At 57.1% G+C, this 20156-nt stretch carries 26 protein-coding genes; 12 read left to right on the top strand and 14 right to left on the bottom strand.

The genetic code is table 11. From position 1 onward, the window contains the following. Positions 1-54 precede the first annotated feature (54 nt). The 6 genes from ACN0WW_RS09645 to ACN0WW_RS09620 form a co-directional block, all read right to left on the bottom strand. A complete protein-coding gene (locus ACN0WW_RS09645) occupies positions 55-384 on the bottom strand; it encodes a hypothetical protein (RefSeq protein ID WP_417611860.1) in 330 nt (109 codons plus the stop codon). Then, a complete protein-coding gene (locus ACN0WW_RS09640; protein ID WP_417611858.1) occupies positions 384-683 on the bottom strand; it encodes a hypothetical protein in 300 nt (99 codons plus the stop codon). The genes ACN0WW_RS09645 and ACN0WW_RS09640 overlap by 1 nt, the downstream gene beginning before the upstream one ends. 23 nt (positions 684-706) lie before the next feature. Further along, a complete protein-coding gene (pspC, locus tag ACN0WW_RS09635; RefSeq protein WP_417611856.1) occupies positions 707-1090 on the bottom strand; it encodes an envelope stress response membrane protein PspC in 384 nt (127 codons plus the stop codon). Continuing rightward, positions 1087-1395 carry an envelope stress response membrane protein PspB gene (gene pspB, locus ACN0WW_RS09630; protein WP_417611854.1) on the bottom strand — a complete coding sequence of 103 codons (309 nt, stop codon included), beginning with the start codon at positions 1393-1395 and terminating at the stop codon, positions 1087-1089. Before pspB ends, pspC begins: the two co-directional genes overlap by 4 nt. Beyond that, positions 1395-2069: a phage shock protein PspA gene (pspA, locus tag ACN0WW_RS09625; protein WP_417611852.1), complete on the bottom strand. Its 675-nt coding sequence runs from the start codon at positions 2067-2069 to the stop codon at positions 1395-1397. The genes pspB and pspA overlap by 1 nt, the downstream gene beginning before the upstream one ends. A 149-nt stretch (positions 2070-2218) precedes the next feature. After that, positions 2219-2395 carry a hypothetical protein gene (locus ACN0WW_RS09620; RefSeq protein WP_417611850.1) on the bottom strand — a complete coding sequence of 59 codons (177 nt, stop codon included), beginning with the start codon at positions 2393-2395 and terminating at the stop codon, positions 2219-2221. A gap of 161 nt (positions 2396-2556) precedes the next feature. On the opposite strand from ACN0WW_RS09620, the gene pspF reads away from it, so the two are divergent. Further along, positions 2557-3603, top strand: a complete 1047-nt coding sequence (gene pspF / locus ACN0WW_RS09615; RefSeq protein WP_417611848.1) for a phage shock protein operon transcriptional activator — start codon at positions 2557-2559, stop codon at positions 3601-3603. A 249-nt stretch (positions 3604-3852) separates the two neighbouring features. Further along, positions 3853-4458: a superoxide dismutase gene (locus tag ACN0WW_RS09610; RefSeq protein WP_417611846.1), complete on the top strand. Its 606-nt coding sequence runs from the start codon at positions 3853-3855 to the stop codon at positions 4456-4458. Positions 4459-4480: 22 nt separating this feature from the next. Here the strand turns inward: ACN0WW_RS09610 and ispZ are convergent, their stop codons facing one another. The 5 genes from ispZ to ACN0WW_RS09585 form a co-directional block, all read right to left on the bottom strand. Continuing rightward, positions 4481-5119, bottom strand: coding sequence for a septation protein IspZ (gene ispZ, locus ACN0WW_RS09605; RefSeq protein ID WP_417611844.1), 639 nt, complete (start codon positions 5117-5119; stop codon positions 4481-4483). Further along, on the bottom strand, positions 5116-6045 hold the full coding sequence (gene ftsY, locus ACN0WW_RS09600; protein WP_417611842.1) for a signal recognition particle-docking protein FtsY: 930 nt from the start codon (positions 6043-6045) through the stop codon (positions 5116-5118). The genes ispZ and ftsY overlap by 4 nt, the downstream gene beginning before the upstream one ends. Then, positions 6042-7307 carry a tRNA (N(6)-L-threonylcarbamoyladenosine(37)-C(2))-methylthiotransferase MtaB gene (mtaB, locus tag ACN0WW_RS09595; RefSeq protein ID WP_417611840.1) on the bottom strand — a complete coding sequence of 422 codons (1266 nt, stop codon included), beginning with the start codon at positions 7305-7307 and terminating at the stop codon, positions 6042-6044. Before mtaB ends, ftsY begins: the two co-directional genes overlap by 4 nt. Further along, positions 7304-8110 (bottom strand): diaminopimelate epimerase, encoded by an 807-nt coding sequence (dapF, locus tag ACN0WW_RS09590; protein ID WP_417611838.1) that lies wholly within the window; start codon positions 8108-8110, stop codon positions 7304-7306. The genes mtaB and dapF overlap by 4 nt, the downstream gene beginning before the upstream one ends. Before the next feature lie 71 nt (positions 8111-8181). Next, positions 8182-9867, bottom strand: a complete 1686-nt coding sequence (locus ACN0WW_RS09585; RefSeq protein WP_417611836.1) for a putative bifunctional diguanylate cyclase/phosphodiesterase — start codon at positions 9865-9867, stop codon at positions 8182-8184. 261 nt (positions 9868-10128) lie between these two features. Between ACN0WW_RS09585 and ffh the strand changes: the two genes are divergently transcribed. The 7 genes from ffh (at position 10129) to ACN0WW_RS09550 (ending at position 15330) form a co-directional block, all read left to right on the top strand. Next, positions 10129-11592 carry a signal recognition particle protein gene (gene ffh / locus ACN0WW_RS09580; protein ID WP_417611834.1) on the top strand — a complete coding sequence of 488 codons (1464 nt, stop codon included), beginning with the start codon at positions 10129-10131 and terminating at the stop codon, positions 11590-11592. A 44-nt stretch (positions 11593-11636) separates the two neighbouring features. Then, on the top strand, positions 11637-12095 hold the full coding sequence (gene rpsP / locus ACN0WW_RS09575) for a 30S ribosomal protein S16 (RefSeq protein ID WP_417611832.1): 459 nt from the start codon (positions 11637-11639) through the stop codon (positions 12093-12095). A gap of 12 nt (positions 12096-12107) precedes the next feature. After that, entirely contained in the window at positions 12108-12590 is a 483-nt protein-coding gene (rimM, locus tag ACN0WW_RS09570) for a ribosome maturation factor RimM (RefSeq protein ID WP_417612131.1), read from the top strand. Then, positions 12587-12901 (top strand): hypothetical protein, encoded by a 315-nt coding sequence (locus tag ACN0WW_RS09565; protein WP_417611830.1) that lies wholly within the window; start codon positions 12587-12589, stop codon positions 12899-12901. The genes rimM and ACN0WW_RS09565 overlap by 4 nt, the downstream gene beginning before the upstream one ends. Beyond that, positions 12898-13827 carry a tRNA (guanosine(37)-N1)-methyltransferase TrmD gene (gene trmD / locus ACN0WW_RS09560; protein WP_417611828.1) on the top strand — a complete coding sequence of 310 codons (930 nt, stop codon included), beginning with the start codon at positions 12898-12900 and terminating at the stop codon, positions 13825-13827. The genes ACN0WW_RS09565 and trmD overlap by 4 nt, the downstream gene beginning before the upstream one ends. Before the next feature lie 3 nt (positions 13828-13830). Continuing rightward, complete coding sequence (gene rplS, locus ACN0WW_RS09555) at positions 13831-14220, top strand: 50S ribosomal protein L19 (protein WP_417611826.1); 390 nt, start codon at positions 13831-13833, stop codon at positions 14218-14220. An 84-nt stretch (positions 14221-14304) separates the two neighbouring features. Continuing rightward, entirely contained in the window at positions 14305-15330 is a 1026-nt protein-coding gene (locus ACN0WW_RS09550; protein ID WP_417611824.1) for an aspartate-semialdehyde dehydrogenase, read from the top strand. On the opposite strand, the gene ACN0WW_RS09545 is transcribed toward ACN0WW_RS09550, so the two are convergent. Genes ACN0WW_RS09545 through ACN0WW_RS09535 form a run of 3 tightly spaced genes read right to left on the bottom strand, consistent with a single transcriptional unit; the run spans position 15331 to position 18451 of the window. Next, on the bottom strand, positions 15331-16884 hold the full coding sequence (locus tag ACN0WW_RS09545) for a DHA2 family efflux MFS transporter permease subunit (RefSeq protein WP_417611822.1): 1554 nt from the start codon (positions 16882-16884) through the stop codon (positions 15331-15333). It abuts the gene before it with no gap. After that, on the bottom strand, positions 16885-17994 hold the full coding sequence (locus ACN0WW_RS09540; protein ID WP_417611820.1) for an HlyD family secretion protein: 1110 nt from the start codon (positions 17992-17994) through the stop codon (positions 16885-16887). It lies immediately after the preceding gene. A gap of 4 nt (positions 17995-17998) precedes the next feature. After that, positions 17999-18451: a MarR family winged helix-turn-helix transcriptional regulator gene (locus tag ACN0WW_RS09535; RefSeq protein ID WP_417611818.1), complete on the bottom strand. Its 453-nt coding sequence runs from the start codon at positions 18449-18451 to the stop codon at positions 17999-18001. A gap of 80 nt (positions 18452-18531) precedes the next feature. On the opposite strand from ACN0WW_RS09535, the gene ACN0WW_RS09530 reads away from it, so the two are divergent. From ACN0WW_RS09530 to ACN0WW_RS09520, 3 genes are read left to right on the top strand one after another with little or no spacing between them, the layout of a single operon-like run. Beyond that, a complete protein-coding gene (locus ACN0WW_RS09530; RefSeq protein WP_417611816.1) occupies positions 18532-19179 on the top strand; it encodes a 2-hydroxychromene-2-carboxylate isomerase in 648 nt (215 codons plus the stop codon). Next, positions 19176-19628 (top strand): GFA family protein, encoded by a 453-nt coding sequence (locus tag ACN0WW_RS09525; protein WP_417611814.1) that lies wholly within the window; start codon positions 19176-19178, stop codon positions 19626-19628. Before ACN0WW_RS09530 ends, ACN0WW_RS09525 begins: the two co-directional genes overlap by 4 nt. Further along, entirely contained in the window at positions 19625-20068 is a 444-nt protein-coding gene (locus ACN0WW_RS09520) for a GFA family protein (protein WP_417611812.1), read from the top strand. Before ACN0WW_RS09525 ends, ACN0WW_RS09520 begins: the two co-directional genes overlap by 4 nt. Positions 20069-20156 lie beyond the last annotated feature (88 nt).

The following is a 20156-nucleotide window of genomic DNA, read 5'->3' as shown; positions in this document are numbered from 1 at the left end:
CTTTTTGTCAGCGGCGTCGCGTATGTCATCGATTGCGCTCCGCATTTCCTCACTCTAGTTCGCCCGCTTGTCGCGCAATTGCTCGATTTCCTGGGTCAGCCGGTGGCTGTCGTCGGTGACAATCCGTTCGACATTGGCCAGCCGGTCTTTGACCGACCCGAGTTCGGCGCGCAGTTCGGCATTTTCATTGGTCAGCAACTTCACTCGCTCGACCGCCTCGCGGTCGGTTTTGGGATAGACCGACTTGCCCCACTGGTTCTCCAGGGGATAGCCGTTCTTGATCCGCATCCAGGTGGTCGTGACCCAGCCGATCGTTACGACCACACAGCCAACTGCCAGCATCGGGGCCAATTCGGTAAGCAATATCACTTTATCCGGATCCATCAGTTCTGCTCCCGCAAGGCTTCAATTTCGTCGGCGGTGCGTTTGGCCGGATCGGTGGCAATCCGCTCGAGCACCTGGAGCCGTTCCTGCAACCGGTCGATCTTGCCGACCAGTTGGGCATTCTCGTTCGACAGCAGTTCGATCTTGCGTTGCTCATCCGGGCTGTTTTTGCCGGACTTTCCGCCCCATTCGTCTTCCAGCTCGTAGCCATGCTTGGCTCGGATCCAGTTGTTGACGATCCACGCTCCGTAGCTGATGGCGATGATTGCCAGGACAAATTGCGGGCTTCCCCAATCCATTTCCATTCTCCCTGTTCAGACGCTTAGCGCAGATTCTCGATCTCGTTCGACAGCGCGGTATTCTTGCTCGTGTAGTAGAGTTCCATGTCGGCCAGCTTACGGTCGATTTCCCGGAACCGGGATTTGATATCCCGTGTTGTGCGGCGCGGGGACTGACGTACGCCCTGCCAGAATTTCGTGTCTTCCGGATCGTTCAGATACATGCCGGTGGGCTTGGGATCGGATATTTTGGCGGCAACCCAATAGGCTACCAGGGTCCACGGGAAGGCGAAGGTAACGGTCGCGATAATCGCTGCCAGTCGAACCCAGGCCACATTGATCCCGGTATAATCGGCGATCCCGGCGCAGACACCACTCCATTTGGCGCGTCTCTTGTCGAGATAGAATTTTGTGCGGGAAGAGCTCATGATGGGTGCCTTTCTTTTTTCAGCAGCTCGTCGAAATTGTCGAGCGTTGGCGCGGATTCGGTGGATGGTTTTGGCAATGCGGAATGACGCCAATCGGGATTGTCTGCCGCCATGATCCGTTCGATGGTTTCCATCCGGTCATCCAGGCGGCGGGCCATATGATGGAGCTCTTCGAGCAGATTTTCGTCTTCGTTGGTGATCGTTGCAGCGGTTTTCCATTTGGTGACATAGTGAAATATCAACCATGGCAGACCGATAAATAGCGTACCCATCACGATGGGAATGATGATCAGTTCTTCCTGCATTATGCGTCACCTTTCTTCATGGCCGCCTTCATGGCTTCCAGTTCTTCGTCGACCTTGTCGTTGGATTCGAGCGCGGCGATCTGGCTTTCCAGACTTTGGGGTTCGCCGCCCATGCCCAGGGCATCGGCCCGGCCTTCGGCAAAATCGACTTGCCGTTCGAGATATTCAAAGCGGGAAAAGGCATCGTGCACTTTCTCGCCATTGTACATTTCGCGAAGCTTGACCCGGTTCTCGGCGCTCTCGAGGCGATTGACCAGATTGCTTTGACGCGAACGCGCTTCCTGCAATTTCTTCTGCAGCTTCGCAATGTCGCCTTCGGAGGCGCGCAGCGAGTCATCAAGAACCTGAATTTCCGCTTTCAGCTGATCCGCCATGTCAGCGGCCTTGCGCTTTTCAACCAAAGCGGCCTTGGCCAGATCTTCCCGATCCTTGGACAGCGCCAGTTGCGCCTTTTCGCTCCAGTCCTCGGTCAGATCATCGAGCTTGTCGATATGCCGACGCATCTCTTTCTGATCGGCAATGGTGCGAGCGGCCGAGGCGCGGACTTCAACCAGGGTTTCCTCCATTTCGAGGATGATCATGCGGATCATCTTCGACGGGTCTTCAGCCTTGTCCAGCATGTCGGTAACGTTGGCGGCGATGATATCGCGCGTTCTTGAAAAAATACCTGCCATGTACATACTCCGGTTCGGTCTGTGATTGTGTTTGAACTTGTTCGAGCCGTCGCTCCAGTCCTGTTCTACATCAACCTGTTGAATTTCAAAAGGTGGCCGGGACCTGACTTCGGCAAGGGGAAAAGAAGGGGTCCCGGCCATTTTGTCTGTCATGCTCGGTAACCCATGGTAACAAAGCTGACAGCGGGGGAATCGTTCTGGCTGTTCACCGTCGTGTTTTCGGCTTGTGCCGGGCCCACGGCGCTGACCAAAATTGTTACACCGAAGAGCAGGATCGAGACGATCGCGGAAATATCGGTGCGGGTCATTTTGTTCAGTGCTGGCATGGTGCCCTCCAGAAGTTCGTGTGTTTCGTATATGAAACCAACATTGCAGAAGCCGTGCCAACTTCATTAAGCCATTGAAAAACAAGAAATATCGAATTTTTCCGGCCTGCCGCGAATAGTATTAATTGCCATTTAATGGGAATTTGCACTATATCTTGGTCATGAAACGGGAAAGTCAATTTGTAGGCGAATCGGGAGCCTTCCTTGATGCGGTGGAAAAAGCCAGCCGGGCGGCACCGCTTGATCGCCCGGTACTGGTCGTGGGGGAGCGCGGCACCGGCAAGGAACTGATAGCGGAGCGCCTGCACCGGCTCAGCATGCGGTGGGATGGACCGTTTATTACCCTTAATTGTGCAGCAATGCCCGAAACTCTCATTGAAGCAGAACTATTCGGTCATGAAGCGGGCGCTTTCACCGGCGCAACCAAGGCGCGGGTAGGGCGCTTCGAAGAAGCCGATGGCGGAACCTTGTTCCTTGATGAGCTCGGTACATTATCGTCCGGTGCACAGGAGCGCCTTTTGAGAGCCGTCGAATATGGTGAAATTACCCGCATTGGTTCGTCCCGGCCGCAGCGCGTCGATGTCCGGATCGTTGCTGCGACCAATGCCGATCTGCCAAAAATGGCGGAAGATAACCGGTTTCGCGCCGACTTGCTCGACCGCCTGTCCTTCGAAGTTGTAACCTTGCCACCACTGCGCGTGAGGGAAGGGGATATCCCGGTCCTCACGGACTATTTTGGTCGACGCATGGCGGCGGAGCTGGAATGGCCGTCCTGGCCCGGTTTTGGCCGCCTGGCATCTGAAGCGCTCAACCGGCATGAATGGCCGGGTAATGTTCGCGAATTGCGCAATGTGGTAGAGCGCGCCGTATATCTGTGGAATGACCACAGCAGGCCGGTTGACCATGTCGTCTTCGATCCCTTCGAATCGCCCTGGAAACCCAGGGAAAAGAAGCCAAAAGCGGAAGCCGAACCGACGGCGCCCGAATCCGGGAAGGTCTCGCAGGACCACACCGGGACTGCTACGCCTGATCCGTCCTTCGATGGTGTCGACGACATGAAAGCAGCGGTGGAAGCTTTTGAAAAGCGCATATTGGAGGCGGCCCTGGCAAAGGCGCGCTACAATCAGAGGCACACGGCCAAGGCGCTCAACCTCACATATGATCAGTTGCGGCACGCTCTAAAGCGGCATGATCTGCTCGGCTCCTAAGCAGGGGGCTGGCAGCGCCTTTTATGCTTCCATTTCTTCCGATTTGACCGCCATTGAAATTCTCATAACGCTTCGGCATTATCGGTCCCGAGTGATCGCAAAATGGCAAGCTTGTCTGCGCGCATACAGGATATGACGGCGAAAGAGCGGTTTTAGCCGCGCTTGCTCCAAAGCGATAATTGACCTTGCATCTTTTTTGCTATTGATGCGTTAGAACAACAGATCTCAAAACAATGGAGAAACGACAACATGGCTTTCGAACTTCCCGCGCTTCCTTATGATAAAACTGCTTTCGGAGACCTGATCTCCGAAGAGACCTTCAACTATCATCACGGCAAGCACCACAATGCCTATGTCACCAAGACCAATGACGCCATCAAGGGCACCGATCATGAAGGCAAGAAGCTTTCGGAAATCATCGATGTTGCCGATGGCGGCCTGTTCAACAACGCGGCCCAGGTCTGGAACCACAGCTTCTACTGGCTCTGCCTCTCGCCGGAGAAAAAGGAGATTTCGGGCGATCTGAAGGACCGCTTGGAAAAAACCTTCGGTTCGATCGATGATTTCAAATCGAAATTCAAGGATGAAGCGACCGGCCATTTCGCTAGCGGTTGGGCTTGGCTGGTACTCGATGGAGATGAGCTGAAAATCACGTCTTATCATGACGCAGACACGCCCGTCGCGCACGGTGTGAAACCGCTGTTCACGCTCGATGTCTGGGAACATGCTTATTATCTGGACTATCAGAACGCGCGTCCTGATTATGTTTCCGCTTTGCTCGATAACGCCATTGACTGGGACTTTGTTGCCCTGAACCTTGATGGAGATGGCGTAAGCCGCGCCGATCAAGGCTGATTAGTCAAAACCGCTAAAACGTTTAAGCCGCGTCCTGACCTTCAGGGCGCGGCTTTTCTTCGACCGTAAACCCGTATTTCATCAGCATCGGTATGTTGGCCATTGCAAACAGGAATGAAATCGCCGGCACGCCCCAGACCTTGATGGTCAGCCACAAGTCGAAACTCATGGTCGCCACCATCAGCTCATTGACGAGTGCCATCGCCGCAAAAAATATCGCCCAGTTGCGCGAAAGTTTGAGCCAGCCTTCGTCGCTCAACCCTTCGAATGCCGCCTGCAGCAGGCTTTTCAACATCGGTTTGCCGCGCATCAGTCCGCCAGCCAATATCAGCGCGAACCCTGCATAGATGATCGTCGGCTTGTGCTGGATGAAGCGGGGGTCATTGAAATAGATGGTCAGCGCTCCGAATCCCAGGATCAGGATGGCCGACATCCACATCATCGGAGAGACTTTGCCCAGCTTCCACTTTGAAATGACCATCGCAATAACAATCGCAATCATGAAAGCGATCGTACCATAAACGGCTGCGGTGATCGGATTGCCTTCCGGTGCACCAAATTTATACACCAGAAAGAAGATCAGCAGGGGGCCGAAATCCAGCCCGAAGCTGAGGCCTCGGTTCTCTTTCGGAATTTCTTCAATCGCGGTTGATTCGGTCATTTTTCTATCCCGGCTATGGCTGCGGCCAAATCTTCGGCCTTGAACGGTCTCAAGTCTTCGACGGTTTCGCCGATGCCGATGGCATGGATCGGCAATCCGAATTGTTTCGCGGCAGCGACCAGAACACCACCTCGCGCGGTGCCATCCAGCTTGGTCATGATCAATCCGGTGACCTTCGCGACATCCCGAAATACCTCGATCTGGGACAGTGCATTCTGCCCGGTCGTGGCATCCAGTACCAGCACCACATCATGCGGCGCTTCCGGATTAAGCCGGCCCAGCACGCGCCGAATCTTGTCCAGTTCGTCCATCAGTTCGCTGCGATTCTGCAGGCGCCCGGCTGTATCAACGATTAACACGTCGATACCGGTAGCTGTCGCCTGCTTTACGCCCTCATAGACGATGCTGGCGCTGTCGCCGCCCTGCGGGCCGCTGATGATCGGCACGCCCAGCCGCTCGGCCCAGACTTTCAGCTGCCCGATGGCAGCCGCCCGGAACGTGTCGCCGGCCGCCAGCATGACGCCATAGTCCTGCTCCAGAAACAGATGGGCCAATTTGGCAATGGTGGTGGTTTTTCCCGAACCGTTGACGCCAATTACCAGGATTACCTGCGGGCGCGGAAAGGCTGCGATTTCGAGGGGCACGGCAACCGGTTCCAATATTGCCGTGATCTCGCGTTTGATAATTTCTTTGACCGCATATTCGGTCAGCCCTTTTTCGAACCGCTCGGCGGACAGCTTTTCCCGAATAGTCGCCGCCGTCGCCGGGCCGAGGTCGGACAGGATCAAAGCGTCTTCAATATCGTCGAGCGTCGCCTCGTCGAGCTTGGCCTTGGTAACCAGGCCGGCCAGATTCTCGGTCAGGCGCGATGATGTTTTGCTGAAACCGCCGAACAGGCGATCTTTCCAACTGCTATTCTCGGTCACACTGCTATCCTGCCAATCAACTGTTTGTTCTGAACGCCCGTGATTTCAACGGGCACGATTTGCCGCTTGTCTGCTGGCGCATCAAATAACACGCGAGCAAAATTCTCTGCGTAGCCCGCGTTTCCAGACATTTCGGCAAGTATATTCTGACGTGAGCCGATCAGCGTTTGCCGCCAAGCCTCAGCGCGTCGTGCCACGGCATTGCGCAATATCTTTGCTCTTTCCTTGATCACGCCACCGTCAAGCTGCGGCATTTTTGCCGCTGGCGTGCCCTGTTTCGGCGAATAGGGGAATATGTGGCCATGAACAATATCGCACTGATCGATGATCGCCAGACTATTGGCGAACATTGCGTCCGTTTCGGTCGGAAAGCCGGCGATGATATCTGCGCCGATCACGATGTCCGGCCGTTTGGCTTTGAGCCGCGCGACGAGATCAATCGCTTGCTCCCGGCTGTGCCGCCGCTTCATCCGCTTCAGGATCATATTATCGCCGGATTGCAGCGACAGATGCACGTGCGGCATCATCCGTGCTTCTCCGGTGAGCAGATCAAACAGGCGGTCATCGATCTCGATTCCGTCGAGCGAGGAAAGCCTTAGTCTTGGCAGATCGGGGACATGCTTCAAAATCCGCTCGACCAGCATGCCAAGCGTCGGCTGCCCGGGCAGATCGGGTCCGTAGCTGGTCACATCGACCCCGGTCAGAACGACTTCCTGAAAACCCTTATCGACCAGTGCCTGAACCTGATCGACCACCAGACCAGCGGGCACCGAGCGGCTATTGCCGCGGCCAAAGGGGATGATGCAAAATGTACAGCGATGGTCGCAGCCGTTCTGGATCTCGACGAAAGCCCGGGAGCGGTCGCCAAAAGCGCTGACCATGTGCGGTGCCGTTTCGGTGATCTGCATGATATCGGACACGCGGATATCGGACCGATTGCTCTGGGTTCCGAGTTTGAAATTCGCTGCATCATATTTATCGATATTGCCGACCACAGCGCTGGTCTCCGGCATCGCGGCAAACATCGCCGGATCGACCTGTGCGGCACAGCCGGTGACGACAATCTGCTTGCCCGGATTGGCTTTCTTGGCCTTGCGAATGGCTTGCCGGGTTTGCCGGACCGCTTCATTGGTCACCGCACAGCTGTTGACGATGATCAGATGCTCGCTGTCAATATTGCTGGCGGCCAGATTCTGTTGCAGGGCCTCGCTTTCGGCAATGTTGAGGCGGCAACCCATGCTGATCATTTCGGGCGCGCTCATCCGAACTCAGCCCAGTCCGCTTCGCCAGCAAAGACATAGGTCGTCGGTCCTTGCATTTCGATATTCGTGCCTTCTGACCAGCGGATTTGCAGCGCGCCGCCGGGCAGCTTCACTTCCACGGGACTGGTTGCCAATCCGCGCTTGATGGCTGCAACGGCGGTGGCGCAAGCGCCAGTACCGCAAGCTCTGGTCAGTCCGACACCGCGCTCCCAGACGCGTAAATTGATGCGGCCATCCCGAATGTCTGCCACATTGACATTCACTTTGTCCGGAAACAGCGGGTCGACCTCGATCATCGGTCCGAGGCGGTCCAGCTCCACAGCGGCGCTGTCGTCAACAAAGAAAATTACATGCGGATTGCCGACGTTGACCGCTGCCGGGTTTTGCAGGTTCTCCCAGCCGACCGGCATGGCAAGCGTGTCCATGGCGTAGGCGAGGGGGATCGAGTCCCACTCAAAGCGGGGCTGCCCCATATCGACAATCGCGCCCTCTTTCGTGGCATTGCCAATGATGATCCCGCCGGCTGTTTCGATCCGGGTTTGATTCCCGACAAGTTTTGCAACGCATCGCGCTGCATTGCCGCAAGCCTCGACTTCGCTGCCATCGGCGTTGAAAATCTGCATTTTGACGTCGGCATTTTCGGACGGGCGCAATATGATCAACTGATCGCAACCGATACCGCTATGGCGATCTGCGATCGCTGCAACTTGTGCTGCGGACAGTTCGGTCTGTTCTTCGCGCGCGTCGATGATGACAAAATCATTGCCCAGCCCGTGCATTTTGTGAAAGCGTCCTGTCGTCATGTCTGGCGATTTAGGGGTGCCGTTGACCGGAGTCCAGTAAATCGGCTGGCCGAGACTGCCGGTGGGCCGCCCTAATGTACTTTTTGCAGGGACTTTGGCTCGTCAGGGAGATATTTCGGATCTGCTAGCCAAGCAGTAATGTCCTTTCGATCGTGCTCTTGCTCCTCGTCCTGAAGCAGGCCTCGCTCTGCCAGGATCTCGTCCGTCTCCTCCATCGATAGAGGGAGCCCGTAAAGCCATCCCTGGCCCTTTGCGCAGCCAATAGTGCGCAATGCGGCTTCGGTTTCCTGATCCTCAATGCCTTCTGCCGTGATCGGCATGCCGAGGCTTTCGCCGAGACCATTGATCGCTCTTACGATTGCCTGGCTTTCTGCATTTTCCAGAATCGAAGCAACAAAACTGCGATCGATTTTTATCCGGTCAAATGGCAGGGCCCGCAAGTGGGCGAGGGAGCTATGGCCGATCCCAAAATCATCCAGGGCGATTTTGATGCCCTGGTTTTTCAGGCTTCCTACGATAGACTGGGCCAAACTGAGGTTATCAAACAGCGCACTTTCGGTGATCTCGATTTCCAGACGATTGGGCGGAAATCCGGTTTCCAACAGCAATTTTACGATTTTCTGCGCCAGCCAGGGATCCAGCAGCTGGATCGGTGAAATATTAATCGCAAGGCTCAGCGAAGGGTGCCAATTCTTGGCCTGGTTGAGCGCCAGCCGCATGATCTGGATCGACAGATCGCCGATCATGCCGGTTTCTTCTGCGATGGGGATGAAGATTTCCGGCGAAATGGATCCCTGTGTCGGCGACTCCCAGCGTGCCAGCGTCTCGAATCCCGTCAGCTTGCCGGTCAGCAGGTCAATCTGCGGTTCAAAATACGGGAAAAACTCGCCGCCGGGGATTCCGCTACGCATGCCCTCTTCAAGCAAACTGCGCGTTTGCAGCTCCTGCTCCATACTGGTGTCAAACCAGCAGTGCCGGTTCCGACCCTGTCGTTTGGAGCAGTACATGGCAATGTCAGCCCGGCGCATGAGGGCGTCTACGCCCTCGGAGTCCGAATCATAACGCGACATACCGATCGAGGTCGTAACAACCAACTGGTGGCCATTCTCGATGATCGGGGCGGCTATCGCGTCAATCAGATCGTCGGCGATCCGTTCGACCATTTTGGGTTGTTCGGGAGCAAAAATGAAGGCGCAGGCGAATTCGTCGCCCCCCAGTCGTGCCAGCAGGTTATGCGGGGGAACGACGCGCGACACACGCTTTGCCACCTCTTTCAATACGGCATCCCCGGCGCTGTGCCCGTGGACGTCATTGATATTCTTGAAATTGTCCAGATCGAGCATCAGGAATGTGATGCTCTTTTGCTTGCGCTGGGCGATGCTGATCATCTCCGCCGTTCGTTCCCCGATGGTGCGACGATTGAGCAAGCCAGTGAGCGGATCGGTGGCAGCGAGGGAATTGGCGCGCTCTTCTGCGGCGGCCCGTTCCTCGACTTCTTTTGTCAGGTCCTTGTACCGACGCCAGCCGAACAGGATCAGCGCAATATTGAGCAGGAACGCAGGGACCAGCACATTGTCGCCCGTTCCGGGCTGGCCGGAAAGGGAGTCAATGGCATCGGTCACCACGGTGCCACCGGTGCCGGCAAACATAAGGATTGCCAATATCACGATCACGCCGGTCAAAACGTCACGTCCGACCGACAGCTTATAACCGTTCTTCATCACTTTCAGATGTTGCTCGGCTACTGGTCCAGCCATAATTATCTTTCCACAATTGCGAACCTGTCTATTGGACCAAAAGATATCAATTTCTGGTTAACTGGCGTTCATATTCCGGGAAATGAAGGGCTTGCGATATTCTGATAACTCCCCTAATGGGCACTTGAATTAGGCAATGAATTCATTGTCGATCCAGTTTAGAGTTCGAAAAACTCACACGTCGATCAGCGAGGTTTCGCCCATCGGCGTTTTTTGCGTTGGCCGGAAAGCAGGCCGTGTTGAAGAAGGAAAGGCGGGAACATGTTTGATAAGTTGAGCGACCGCCTTGGCGGAGTCTTTGACAAGCTGCGCGGCCGCGGAGCGTTGCGCGAAGAAGATGTCCGCGGCGCCATGCGGGAAGTGCGCATCGCGTTGCTTGAAGCCGATGTCGCACTGCCAGTCGTTAAGGATTTTGTTGAAAAAGTCACTGAGAAGGCGGTTGGCCAATCGGTGCTGAAATCGGTGACGCCTGGCCAACAGGTGGTCAAGATTGTCAACGACGGCCTGACCGAGATGCTGGGTTCGGAAGTCAGCGCGCTTGAGCTTTCCGTGGCACCGCCCGCCATTATCATGATGGTCGGCCTGCAGGGGTCCGGTAAAACAACGACGACCGCAAAAATAGCCAAGCGGCTGAAAGACAAAGAGAACAAGAAGGTCATGATGGCCTCGCTCGACGTCAATCGTCCGGCGGCTCAGGAACAGTTGGCCGTATTGGGCGAACAGATCGGCTCCGCCACCTTGCCGATCGTTGCCGGGCAGCAGCCGGTTGAAATCGCCAAGCGCGCGCTTCAGGCCGCGAAATTGCAGGGTTTTGACGTTCTGTTGCTGGATACCGCTGGACGGCTTCACGTTGACCAGCAGTTAATGGACGAGATGAAGGCGGTTGCCAATATCTCCAATCCGCAGGAAATCTTGCTGGTCGTCGATTCATTGACCGGCCAGGATGCCGTCAATGTCGCACAGAATTTCTCCGATCAGGTCGATCTGAGCGGTGTGGTTCTGACCCGGATGGACGGCGATGCCCGCGGCGGCGCGGCGCTGTCGATGCGCGCGGTCACCGGCAAGCCGATCAAATTTGTTGGCGTTGGCGAGAAAATTGACGCTCTGGAAGAATTCCACCCGGAACGCGTTGCGGGCCGGATATTGGGCATGGGCGACGTTGTCAGCCTCGTCGAAAAAGCGGCGCAGGTTGTCGACAAGGAAGAATCCGAAGCGCTTGCCGAGAAAATGCTCAAGGGTCAGTTCGACCTCAATGACCTGCGCTCGCAACTGGCCCAGATGACCAAAATGGGCGGACTCGGTGCGCTCGCTTCGATGATGCCGGGCATGAAGAAAGCCAAGGCGGCGATGGCTGGCGGAGCGATGGACGACAAGGTTCTGGTCCGTATGGATGCGATCATCGGGTCGATGACCAAGGAAGAGCGGATCCGGCCCGGCCTGCTCAACGCCAAACGCAAGCGGCGGGTTGCGATCGGTTCCGGCACGACCGTGCAGGACGTCAACAAGCTGCTCAAAATGCATCAAGAAATGGCCAAGGCAATGAAGCGCATCAAGAAGATGGGCGGAATCAAGGGCCTGATGTCGATGTTCGGCGGTGGCGGCGGAGCCGCTGGTGCCGGAATGGGCGGACAGGGCGGCGGCATGTCCGGCATGCCCGGGCTTCCCGATATGTCTCCCGACGGCCTTCCGCCTGATCTGGCAAAATTATTGAACAAGAAGAAATGACAGTAACAATTTGAATTTTTGTATTTTTAGAAAGGTTTATTACAATGGCAGTAGCAATCAGAATGTCCCGTGGCGGTTCCAAGAAGCGCCCTTATTATAAAATCGTCGTTGCTGACGTCCGTGCGCCGCGTGATGGCAAGTTCATCGAACGGGTCGGCAGCTACAATCCGCTGCTCGCAAAGGATGATGAAAAGCGTGTTGTCCTGAATACTGAGCGTGCCAAGCACTGGCTCGAAATGGGTGCCAAGCCTTCGGATCGCGTTGCTCGTTTTCTCGACGCGGCCGGTCTGATGAAGCGCGAAGCCCGCAACAACCCGAACAAGGGCAAGCCAGGCGAAAAAGCCACCGAGCGTATGGAAGAGAAAGCTGAAAAGGCCGCTGCTGCTGAAGAAGCCGCCAAGGAAGCCGCTGCTGCTCCTGCAGAAGAAGCGCCCGCGGAAGAGGCTCCTGCCGAAGAAGCCAAGGCTGAAGAAGCGCCTGCAGAAGAAAAGGCCGAGGGCTAATCCTTGGACAAGATTGATCCGGACAAACCCGTCCCCCTTGCCGTCATCATTGGCGCGCACGGGGTGACCGGGGAAGTCCGGCTCAAGCTGTTCTGCGACAGTTTCGACAGTCTGGCGCAGCACAAAAATTTCAGCGGTGGCAAGCTCACCCTGAAATCGGTGAAGCCGCACAAGATGGGGGCTATTGCCCGTATTGCCGAAATAACCGACCGCAACGGCGCCGAAGCCGCTCGCGGAACCGAACTCACCGTCCCGCGCTCGGCCTTGCCGGAACTGGACGAAGACGAATATTACCATATCGACATCATCGGCCTGCGCTGCGTCTCGGATGCCGGCGAGGAGTTGGGCACTGTCTTCGCGATCTACGAATTTGGTGCCGGCGACGTGATCGAGATCGAACGCGCCAGCGGCAAGAAGTTCATGGTGCCGGTCAAGGCCATCGACATGCGCAGTGATCCGGCGATCGTGCAGGCGGAGTTTGTCGAGCCGCAATGATCCTCCTCATCGCCATCTTTGTCATTGCCGGCCTGACCATCGCGATCATCGAGATTATGAAGCGCGCCAATCCGGACACCAATCTCGCTTGGCTGCCTTTCCGGGCTAGCCTGCCGATACCCGGGTTGCTGGTGATCTACTGGCTGTTCAATCTCTGGTGGCTGCAATCGGATAATTGCGTGGACGTTGAGCTCTGCAGCCGGGAAGGGATGATATCCATGTCCCTTGGCACGGCCGTAGCCCTTTTCGGCAGTTTCTTTGTTGGCATGACGACGTCGATTTTATGGATCAACGGACGTAAAAAGAAGTGACCTTCACCGCGCAAATCCTCACTCTCTACCCGGAAATGTTTCCCGGACCGCTCGGCACATCGCTGGCGGGCAGGGCGCTGGAAGAAGGAAAGTGGGCCTGCGACACCATCAACCCTCGCGACTTCGCCACCGACAGGCATCGCAGCGTCGATGATACGCCAGCAGGCGGCGGGGCCGGCATGGTGCTGCGCGCCGATATCATGGCTGCGGCGGTCGATCATGCGGTTGAGCGAATGGCGGAGAAGGTCCGTTCGTCTCGAGCGCAGTCGAGAGACGGATTGGCTGGGAGGAATGTCTCGACTTCGCTCGACACGAACGGGGAAGAGGGGCATTTAAATTCCGTTAGCCCTGAGCTTGTCGAAGGGCGCTTCTCGACCGAGAGGCGTGGTTCGACAGGCTCACCACCAACGGATCATCCGCAATCCGCCGCCCCCATCCTGGCCATGACTCCCCGCGGCAAACCGCTCACCCAGGCCCGCGTCCGCGAAATCGCTGCCGGTCCCGGTATCACCATAATCTGCGGCCGTTTCGAGGGTTTTGACGAGCGCCTGTTCGAAGCGCGCGACATAGAAGAAGTCTCGATCGGCGACTATATCCTGTCCGGCGGAGAAATGGGCGCGCTGGTGCTTTTAGACGCTTGCATTCGGCTGCTTCCCGGGGTAATGGGCGCGTCTTCTAGCGGAGATGAAGAGAGTTTCGAGACCGGAATTCTGGAATATCCGCAATATACCCGACCTCAAATATGGGAAGGGCGCATCATCCCTGAAGTCTTGCGATCGGGGGATCATGCGAAAATAGCTGCTTGGCGGAAACAAAGGGCAGAGGAAGATACACGGCTAAGGCGGCCGGATTTATGGGAGCGTCACAGGGACGGTCCGGATCAGTCGCCCTCTGGTGCGCAGGAAAAAGATAAAGATAAGGAATAGGTCATGAACCTGATTCAGACACTGGAACAAGAAGCGGTCGATGCATTCGTCGCTTCCAAGGAAATACCATCATTTCGCGCTGGCGACACGCTGCGCGTTGGCGTCCGCGTCGTTGAAGGCGAACGCGTTCGTACCCAGAATTTTGAAGGCGTGTGCATCGCCCGCACCAATCGCGGCATGGGCTCCAACTTCACCGTGCGCAAAATGTCGTTCGGTGAAGGTGTTGAGCGTGTGTTCCCGCTCTACTCCCCGAACATTGAAAGCATTACCGTGGTTCGCCGCGGTATCGTGCGTCGCGCGAAACTTTACTATCTGCGCGGCCGCACTGGTAAGCGGGCCCGTATTGCGGAGCGCCGTTTGAACCAGCCTGCGAAAGGCACCGAAGCCAAATAATCATCGCTTCATCAGAGTTTCAAACAGCCGGTTCTCCCCATCAGGAAAACCGGCTGTTTTACTATCAGCCACAGGAAAAGTTTCATGGGTTACAAAATTGTAGTTGTCGGTGCCACGGGCAATGTCGGACGCGAAATGCTGAACGTCTTGGTCGAGCGCGAATTTCCATATGATGAACTGGCTGCGGTCGCGTCGTCGCGTTCGCAGGGCAATGAGATTGAAATTGGCGACACTGGCAAGATGCTCAAGGTTCAGAATATCGAGCATTTCGATTTCACTGGCTGGGACATGGCCCTGTTTGCTGCCGGCTCCGCCGCGACCAAGGAATATGCCCCAAAGGCTGCCGCTGCCGGCTGCGTGGTGATCGACAACAGCTCGCTCTACCGCATGGACCCGGATGTGCCCCTGATCGTGCCCGAAGTGAACCCTGAAGCCATCAGCGGCTATACCAAGCGCAATATCATCGCCAATCCCAATTGCTCGACCGCACAGATGGTGGTGGCTCTCAAGCCGCTGCACGATGCCGCCAAGATCAAGCGCGTCGTTGTTTCGACCTACCAGTCGGTGTCCGGCGCGGGCAAAGGCGGCATGGACGAACTGTTCGAACAGTCGCGCGCCATATTTGTCGGCGACCCCAAGGAAAACAACGTCTTCACCAAGCAGATCGCGTTCAACGTGATTCCGCATATCGACGTGTTCCTCGACGACGGATCGACCAAGGAAGAGTGGAAAATGATCGTCGAGACCAAGAAGATCCTCGATCCGAAAATCAAACTGACCGCAACCTGTGTTCGGGTACCGGTGTTTGTCGGTCACAGCGAGTCGATCAATATCGAGTTTGAGAATGAGCTGTCCTCATCAGACGCGCAGAAAATCCTGCGGGACGCGCCCGGCATCATGCTGGTCGATAAGCGCGAAGACGAAGGCTATGTTACGCCGGTCGAATGTGTCGGCGACGGCGCCACCTTCATCAGCCGCGTGCGCGAGGATCCGACGGTCGAAAACGGCCTGAACATCTGGTGCGTCAGCGACAATCTGCGCAAGGGCGCTGCGCTCAACGCGGTGCAGATTGCAGAACTGCTAGGGCGAAAGCATCTGCAGAAGGGCTGATCACTCCATCATCGGTCCGGCCTGTGCGCCCGGCTCGGGTTTCTGCAACAGGAACACCAGCGGGATCACTGCGATCGTGACCCACATCATCGCCCAGTAATCGTCGAGATAGGCGATCATTGACGCCTGTTTGTTGATAAGCGCGTCAGCCATCATCAGCGCCTGATCGCCCAGTCCCTGGAAACGGTCTGCGGTGCTGGCATCGACATTGTTGAATGTCGAACCGGTGACATGGGAGGCCAGATCGCTGTGGCTGGTCTGGATATTCCGGCTCAGCAGGGCCGACGCGATCGAGATGCCGACCGATGCACCGACACTGCGGAAAAGGTTGAGCAGGCTCGCGCCATCGGTGCGCATGCTCGCCGGCAGGGAAGCAAAGGCCAGTGTGTTCAGCGGAATGAAAACCAGTCCCATGCCCATCCCCTGAACCAGGCCGCTGATGGCAAAGGGCCGCCAGTCCATATCCATCGACCACTGGCTCATCTGCCACATCGAATAGGCTGCGATGGAAAAGCCGGTCCCGACCAATATACGGGCATCGACCTTGCCGACCAGTCGCCCGGCGACCGCCATGCTGAGCAGGATGCCGACGCCGCGCGGCGCCAGCAGCAGGCCGGTATCGATCACGGGATAACCATAGAGATGTTGCATCATCGGCGGCAACAGGGCCATGTTCGCGAACATCACGACACCGATGACAATCATGAAGAACAGGCTGGTCGCAAAACTCCGGTTGGTCAGCATCTGTTTGGCAAATAACGCGTTTTTCGCGCTGGCCATCTGCACGGCGAAAACCCAGAAGGCGCCGATCGCTATTCCCGTTTCGATTCTGATTTCCCAGCTGTCAAACCAGTCCAGCTGGGCGCCGCGATCGAGCATCAGCTGCAGGCTGCCGAGCCCCACGGCCAGTGCCCAGAAGCCGAGATGGTCAAATTTTCGGCGGAATATCGGCTTGTGCGGCAGCAGCGCCCACAGCGCCGATATGGTCACGATGCCGATCGGCACATTGACGTAGAAGCACCAGCGCCAGCTATAATTTTCGGTCAGCCAGCCGCCGATGATGGGCCCCATGATCGGTCCCACCATAATCCCCATGCCCCAGATCGCCATCGCCCTGGCGTGTCGCTCGGGCGGGTTAATATCGAGCATGACGGTTTGCGCCAGCGGGGCAATGAACGCGCCGCTGATGCCTTGCATGACACGAAAGAGAACCATTTCCTCGAGACTCGTGGCCAGCCCGCAAAGCATTGATGCCAGAACAAAGCCGGTGACCGAGATAAGAAACAGCTGACGCCCACCGATCCGGTCTGCCAGCCAGCCGGTAATCGGCATCGCGATCGCAGACGCGATAATATAGCTGGTCAGGACCCAGGTCACGGTATCCAGCGAAGCGCCGAGACTGGTCTGCATGTGCGGCAGTGCGACGTTGGCGATCGTCGAGTCCAGAATCTGGATCACCGACGCACCCATGACAGCGACGGTCAGCAACCCGCGACGCAATCCCGTCATAGCGGCCTGCGGCGAGGCTCCTGCGACAGCTGCAGCGGTTGCCATCTATCGGCCCTTGGAACGAATATCGACGGTCACTTCGGAAGAAAGCCCGGCGATCAGCGGGCGAGGCGATTTTTCGTCAATCGCAATCCGTACCGGCACCCGCTGCGTTACCTTGACCCAGTTGCCGGTTGCGTTCTGCGCTGGCAGCACCGAAAATTCGCTGCCGGTCCCGGCGCCGATGCTCTGGACATGGCCCTTCAGCTTGATATCCGGATAGGCATCAAAAGTCAGTTCGGCGGGCTGTCCAATTTTCATGTTTGCCAGATCGGTTTCCTTGAAATTGGCTTCCACCCAAGTCTTTTCATCAGCGACAATCGTCAGGGCAGGGAGTCCGCTGACCATCATCTGTCCGACCTGCAGGCGGTCGGCCTGTGCCACCCGCCCCGATGTCGGCGCACGGACGGTCGTGCGGGAGAGGTTCAACTGCGCCTGTTCGCGCTGCACTTTGGCGGCGGCGATGGCGGGGTTCTCGCCCGGCATCGACCGGGCATTGGCCGCAAGGCTGTTCGCTTCGGCTGAATCGGCCTGGGCCTGTCGCAGCCGCTCCCGCGCCTGTTCGACCGCATGCTGGGCTGCCTCAAAATCTGCCTTGGTGGTAAAACCGCGCTGCATCAGGGCGCGTTGCCGTTCATATGTGGCCTGGGCGAAGGCGATATCCTCACGAGCGGCCGCGATATCAACGCCGCTTCCGGCTGCCGAGGTCCGCAGCGCTTGCACCTGCACCTCTGCGGCAGCAATCGCGGCATTGGCCTGCGCCAGAGCGATTTTGAACGGTTCCGGATCGATCCGGAACAGTATGTCGCCCTTCTTGACGATATCATCGCTGCTGACATTCGCCTCAACGATCCGCCCGCCGACCTCGGCCGAAACCGACACCCGGTCCTGTTGGACATAGGCATTGTCGGTCGACACGCTCCGTCCGCTGGTCAGCCAAATATATCCGCCGCCCGCGATCAGGGCCAGCGGCACGATCGCCATGACCAGCCAGCGCAGCCAGCGGCGGCGGGGCTCGTCTGTGGCGGCATTATCGGCACCGGGGATGACTTGCTCCTCTTCGGCCAGCGTGTCGGACATATCATATTGTTCGGGCATATCTTTGGATTTTAACATGTCGTCAGGCTGCCTGTTCCGATTGTTTTGCATCGCACGCCTTGCGCGACAGGTTTTGCCGCATCCGTTCGACAAGATCCGCCAGCTGCTTGCGCTCTTCCTTGGTCAGTCCCTCATGGGCGGACTCGGTAAGCGCCGCGGAAGCAGACCGCAGTTCATCGATCAGGGGCAGCGATTTATCTTCAAGATAGAGGCACCAGGCCCGGCGATCATCCGGATCACGGCGGCGGCTGAGCATGCCTGCATCGGCTAGTCGATCGATCATTCGGGATAGCGTTATCGGCTCGACCTCCAGGAATTCCGCCAGTTTTACCTGGTTCGTACCCTCGTTGCGCGCGAGATAGGCGAGCAGCCGCCATTGCAGGGCGGTAACGCCGCTGTGGCGCATACGGTCGTTTAGTTCCCTGCGGAACAGCCGCGCGGTGTCGTGAATCAGAAATCCGATAGCTTCGCTCATAAGTGAATATATAATAGCAATGCTTACTAATCGCAACACTCTGTGCTTGCGAAGATTGCAATCCCGGGTACGATAAGCAGATGACATTACAAGCAGACGTCTACTGGTCCTTCCGCTCGCCTTACAGCTATCTTGCAACGCGGCGCTATGTCGATCTGACCGAGCAATATGACCTGAAAATTAACCAGCGCTTTGTCTATCCGCTGGCGATCCGGGAGCCGGATTTCTTCGAGAAAAACCATCCCAACTGGCTTGGCTATACGTTTCGCGACATGTTCCGCGTCGCGCAATATATGGGCATTCCAATGGCTCCGCCTAATCCCGATCCGATTGTGCAGGATATTGCGACCCGCAAGATCGCCAAGGACCAGCCCTATATTTTCGAACTGACCCGGATGGGGCAGGCGGCCGCGCGGCGCGGCAAGGGGCTGGATTTTGCCAATGGAGTGTCACAGATGATCTGGGGCGGCACCGCTGGCTGGAACGAAGGTGATCATCTAAAAAAGGCCACCGCTCGCGCAGGTCTGGATTTCGCTGAGCTGAAGGCAGAAGCGCAGGCGCAGCCGGATGAACTGGATGCCGAGATTGCTGACAATCAGGCCGCGCTCGAGGCTGCCGGCCACTGGGGCGTGCCGACACTGGTTTTCGAGGGCGAACCCTTCTTCGGGCAGGACCGGATCGACCTGGCGGTCTGGCGAATGAAGCAGAAAGGACTTGCGGAGCGATGACCGAGAATCTGACAGGTGGCTGCGTCTGTGGCGCGGTCCGCTATACGTTGAAGCCCGGTTTGCGCATGAAGCCTTATGCCTGCCACTGCACCGATTGCCAGAGACGGACCGGCAGCGCCTTCAGCTTCCATATGGCGGTGATGGAAAATGATTGCGAACTGAGCGGAGAAGTGGACGAGGGACATGTCACCCAGCCGAGCGGAGCAAACAGCACGATCGTCGGCTGCGCCCGCTGCAAGGCCCGGATATATGCAAGAAATGACCTGCGTCCCGGCATCGTCAGCCTGCGGGCGGGAACGCTGGACAACAGCAAGGAAATGAGTCCGCAGGCGCATTTCTGGGTTGCCAGCAAGCAGCCCTGGATTGTTATTTCCGACGATGTGCCCCAGCTGGAGACGCAGCCCGACACGCCCGAAGGCTGGGTCAAAATATTGGCCCCCGATTCATGACAATCGCAGGCGGATGCCAGTGCGGCGCCGTGCGGTACAGGTTTGAAGGCCCAATACCTCCAGCCTATGCGTGCCATTGCGGCGAGTGCAAAAAGCAGAGCGCCAGCGCCTTTTCGATGGCGGTGCCAATACGATATTCGCAGCTGACCGTGCAGGGAGACGTCGCCTCCTTCGAGACTGTGGCCCATAGCGGCAAGGCAAAGCATAATTATTTTTGCGGCCAATGCGGCACAAGGCTGTGGCACTCGCCAACCAATCCCCCCGATGCGATTACGCTGAAAGTGGGAACATTGGACGATCCCTCGGGGATCGCGCCGTCGGGGCATTTGTGGGTGTCGAAAAAACAGCCCGGATTTGAACTGGATCCGGCCAGCGACCAGCATCAGACCCAACCGGACGATCTCGTTCGCTGGCGCGCCGATCTGGTCAGGATCGCATGACGATGGCGGCTTTGCCCTTTCCTGCACGGGATCAAAAGGTTAGGCATGGTCGTTGCTGATTTAACGAACTTTGGAAGATGAGATTCAA

The organism is Parasphingorhabdus sp. (assembly GCF_048269865.1).
Lineage (GTDB): Bacteria > Pseudomonadota > Alphaproteobacteria > Sphingomonadales > Sphingomonadaceae > Parasphingorhabdus.
This window is presented reverse-complemented; position numbering and strand designations above follow the sequence as displayed.

Excerpts from the sequence above, each read along its gene's own strand:
- ACN0WW_RS09535 (WP_417611818.1), bottom strand. The coding sequence starts at position 18,451 with ATGAGCGAAGCTATCGGATTTCTGATTCACGACACCGCGCGGCTGTTC.
- ACN0WW_RS09530 (WP_417611816.1), top strand. The coding sequence starts at position 18,532 with ATGACATTACAAGCAGACGTCTACTGGTCCTTCCGCTCGCCTTACAGC.
- ACN0WW_RS09520 (WP_417611812.1), top strand. The coding sequence starts at position 19,625 with ATGACAATCGCAGGCGGATGCCAGTGCGGCGCCGTGCGGTACAGGTTT.
- pspA (WP_417611852.1), bottom strand. The coding sequence starts at position 2,069 with ATGGCAGGTATTTTTTCAAGAACGCGCGATATCATCGCCGCCAACGTT.
- ACN0WW_RS09565 (WP_417611830.1), top strand. The coding sequence starts at position 12,587 with ATGATCCTCCTCATCGCCATCTTTGTCATTGCCGGCCTGACCATCGCG.
- ffh (WP_417611834.1), top strand. The coding sequence starts at position 10,129 with ATGTTTGATAAGTTGAGCGACCGCCTTGGCGGAGTCTTTGACAAGCTG.
- ACN0WW_RS09620 (WP_417611850.1), bottom strand. The coding sequence starts at position 2,395 with ATGCCAGCACTGAACAAAATGACCCGCACCGATATTTCCGCGATCGTC.
- ACN0WW_RS09525 (WP_417611814.1), top strand. The coding sequence starts at position 19,176 with ATGACCGAGAATCTGACAGGTGGCTGCGTCTGTGGCGCGGTCCGCTAT.
- ispZ (WP_417611844.1), bottom strand. The coding sequence starts at position 5,119 with ATGACCGAATCAACCGCGATTGAAGAAATTCCGAAAGAGAACCGAGGC.
- ACN0WW_RS09550 (WP_417611824.1), top strand. The coding sequence starts at position 14,305 with ATGGGTTACAAAATTGTAGTTGTCGGTGCCACGGGCAATGTCGGACGC.
- ACN0WW_RS09545 (WP_417611822.1), bottom strand. The coding sequence starts at position 16,884 with ATGGCAACCGCTGCAGCTGTCGCAGGAGCCTCGCCGCAGGCCGCTATG.
- rplS (WP_417611826.1), top strand. The coding sequence starts at position 13,831 with ATGAACCTGATTCAGACACTGGAACAAGAAGCGGTCGATGCATTCGTC.
- pspF (WP_417611848.1), top strand. The coding sequence starts at position 2,557 with ATGAAACGGGAAAGTCAATTTGTAGGCGAATCGGGAGCCTTCCTTGAT.
- pspC (WP_417611856.1), bottom strand. The coding sequence starts at position 1,090 with ATGAGCTCTTCCCGCACAAAATTCTATCTCGACAAGAGACGCGCCAAA.
- rpsP (WP_417611832.1), top strand. The coding sequence starts at position 11,637 with ATGGCAGTAGCAATCAGAATGTCCCGTGGCGGTTCCAAGAAGCGCCCT.
- ACN0WW_RS09645 (WP_417611860.1), bottom strand. The coding sequence starts at position 384 with ATGGATCCGGATAAAGTGATATTGCTTACCGAATTGGCCCCGATGCTG.
- mtaB (WP_417611840.1), bottom strand. The coding sequence starts at position 7,307 with ATGAGCGCGCCCGAAATGATCAGCATGGGTTGCCGCCTCAACATTGCC.
- ACN0WW_RS09585 (WP_417611836.1), bottom strand. The coding sequence starts at position 9,867 with ATGGCTGGACCAGTAGCCGAGCAACATCTGAAAGTGATGAAGAACGGT.
- ACN0WW_RS09540 (WP_417611820.1), bottom strand. The coding sequence starts at position 17,994 with ATGTTAAAATCCAAAGATATGCCCGAACAATATGATATGTCCGACACG.
- ACN0WW_RS09640 (WP_417611858.1), bottom strand. The coding sequence starts at position 683 with ATGGATTGGGGAAGCCCGCAATTTGTCCTGGCAATCATCGCCATCAGC.
- pspB (WP_417611854.1), bottom strand. The coding sequence starts at position 1,395 with ATGCAGGAAGAACTGATCATCATTCCCATCGTGATGGGTACGCTATTT.
- ACN0WW_RS09610 (WP_417611846.1), top strand. The coding sequence starts at position 3,853 with ATGGCTTTCGAACTTCCCGCGCTTCCTTATGATAAAACTGCTTTCGGA.
- dapF (WP_417611838.1), bottom strand. The coding sequence starts at position 8,110 with ATGACGACAGGACGCTTTCACAAAATGCACGGGCTGGGCAATGATTTT.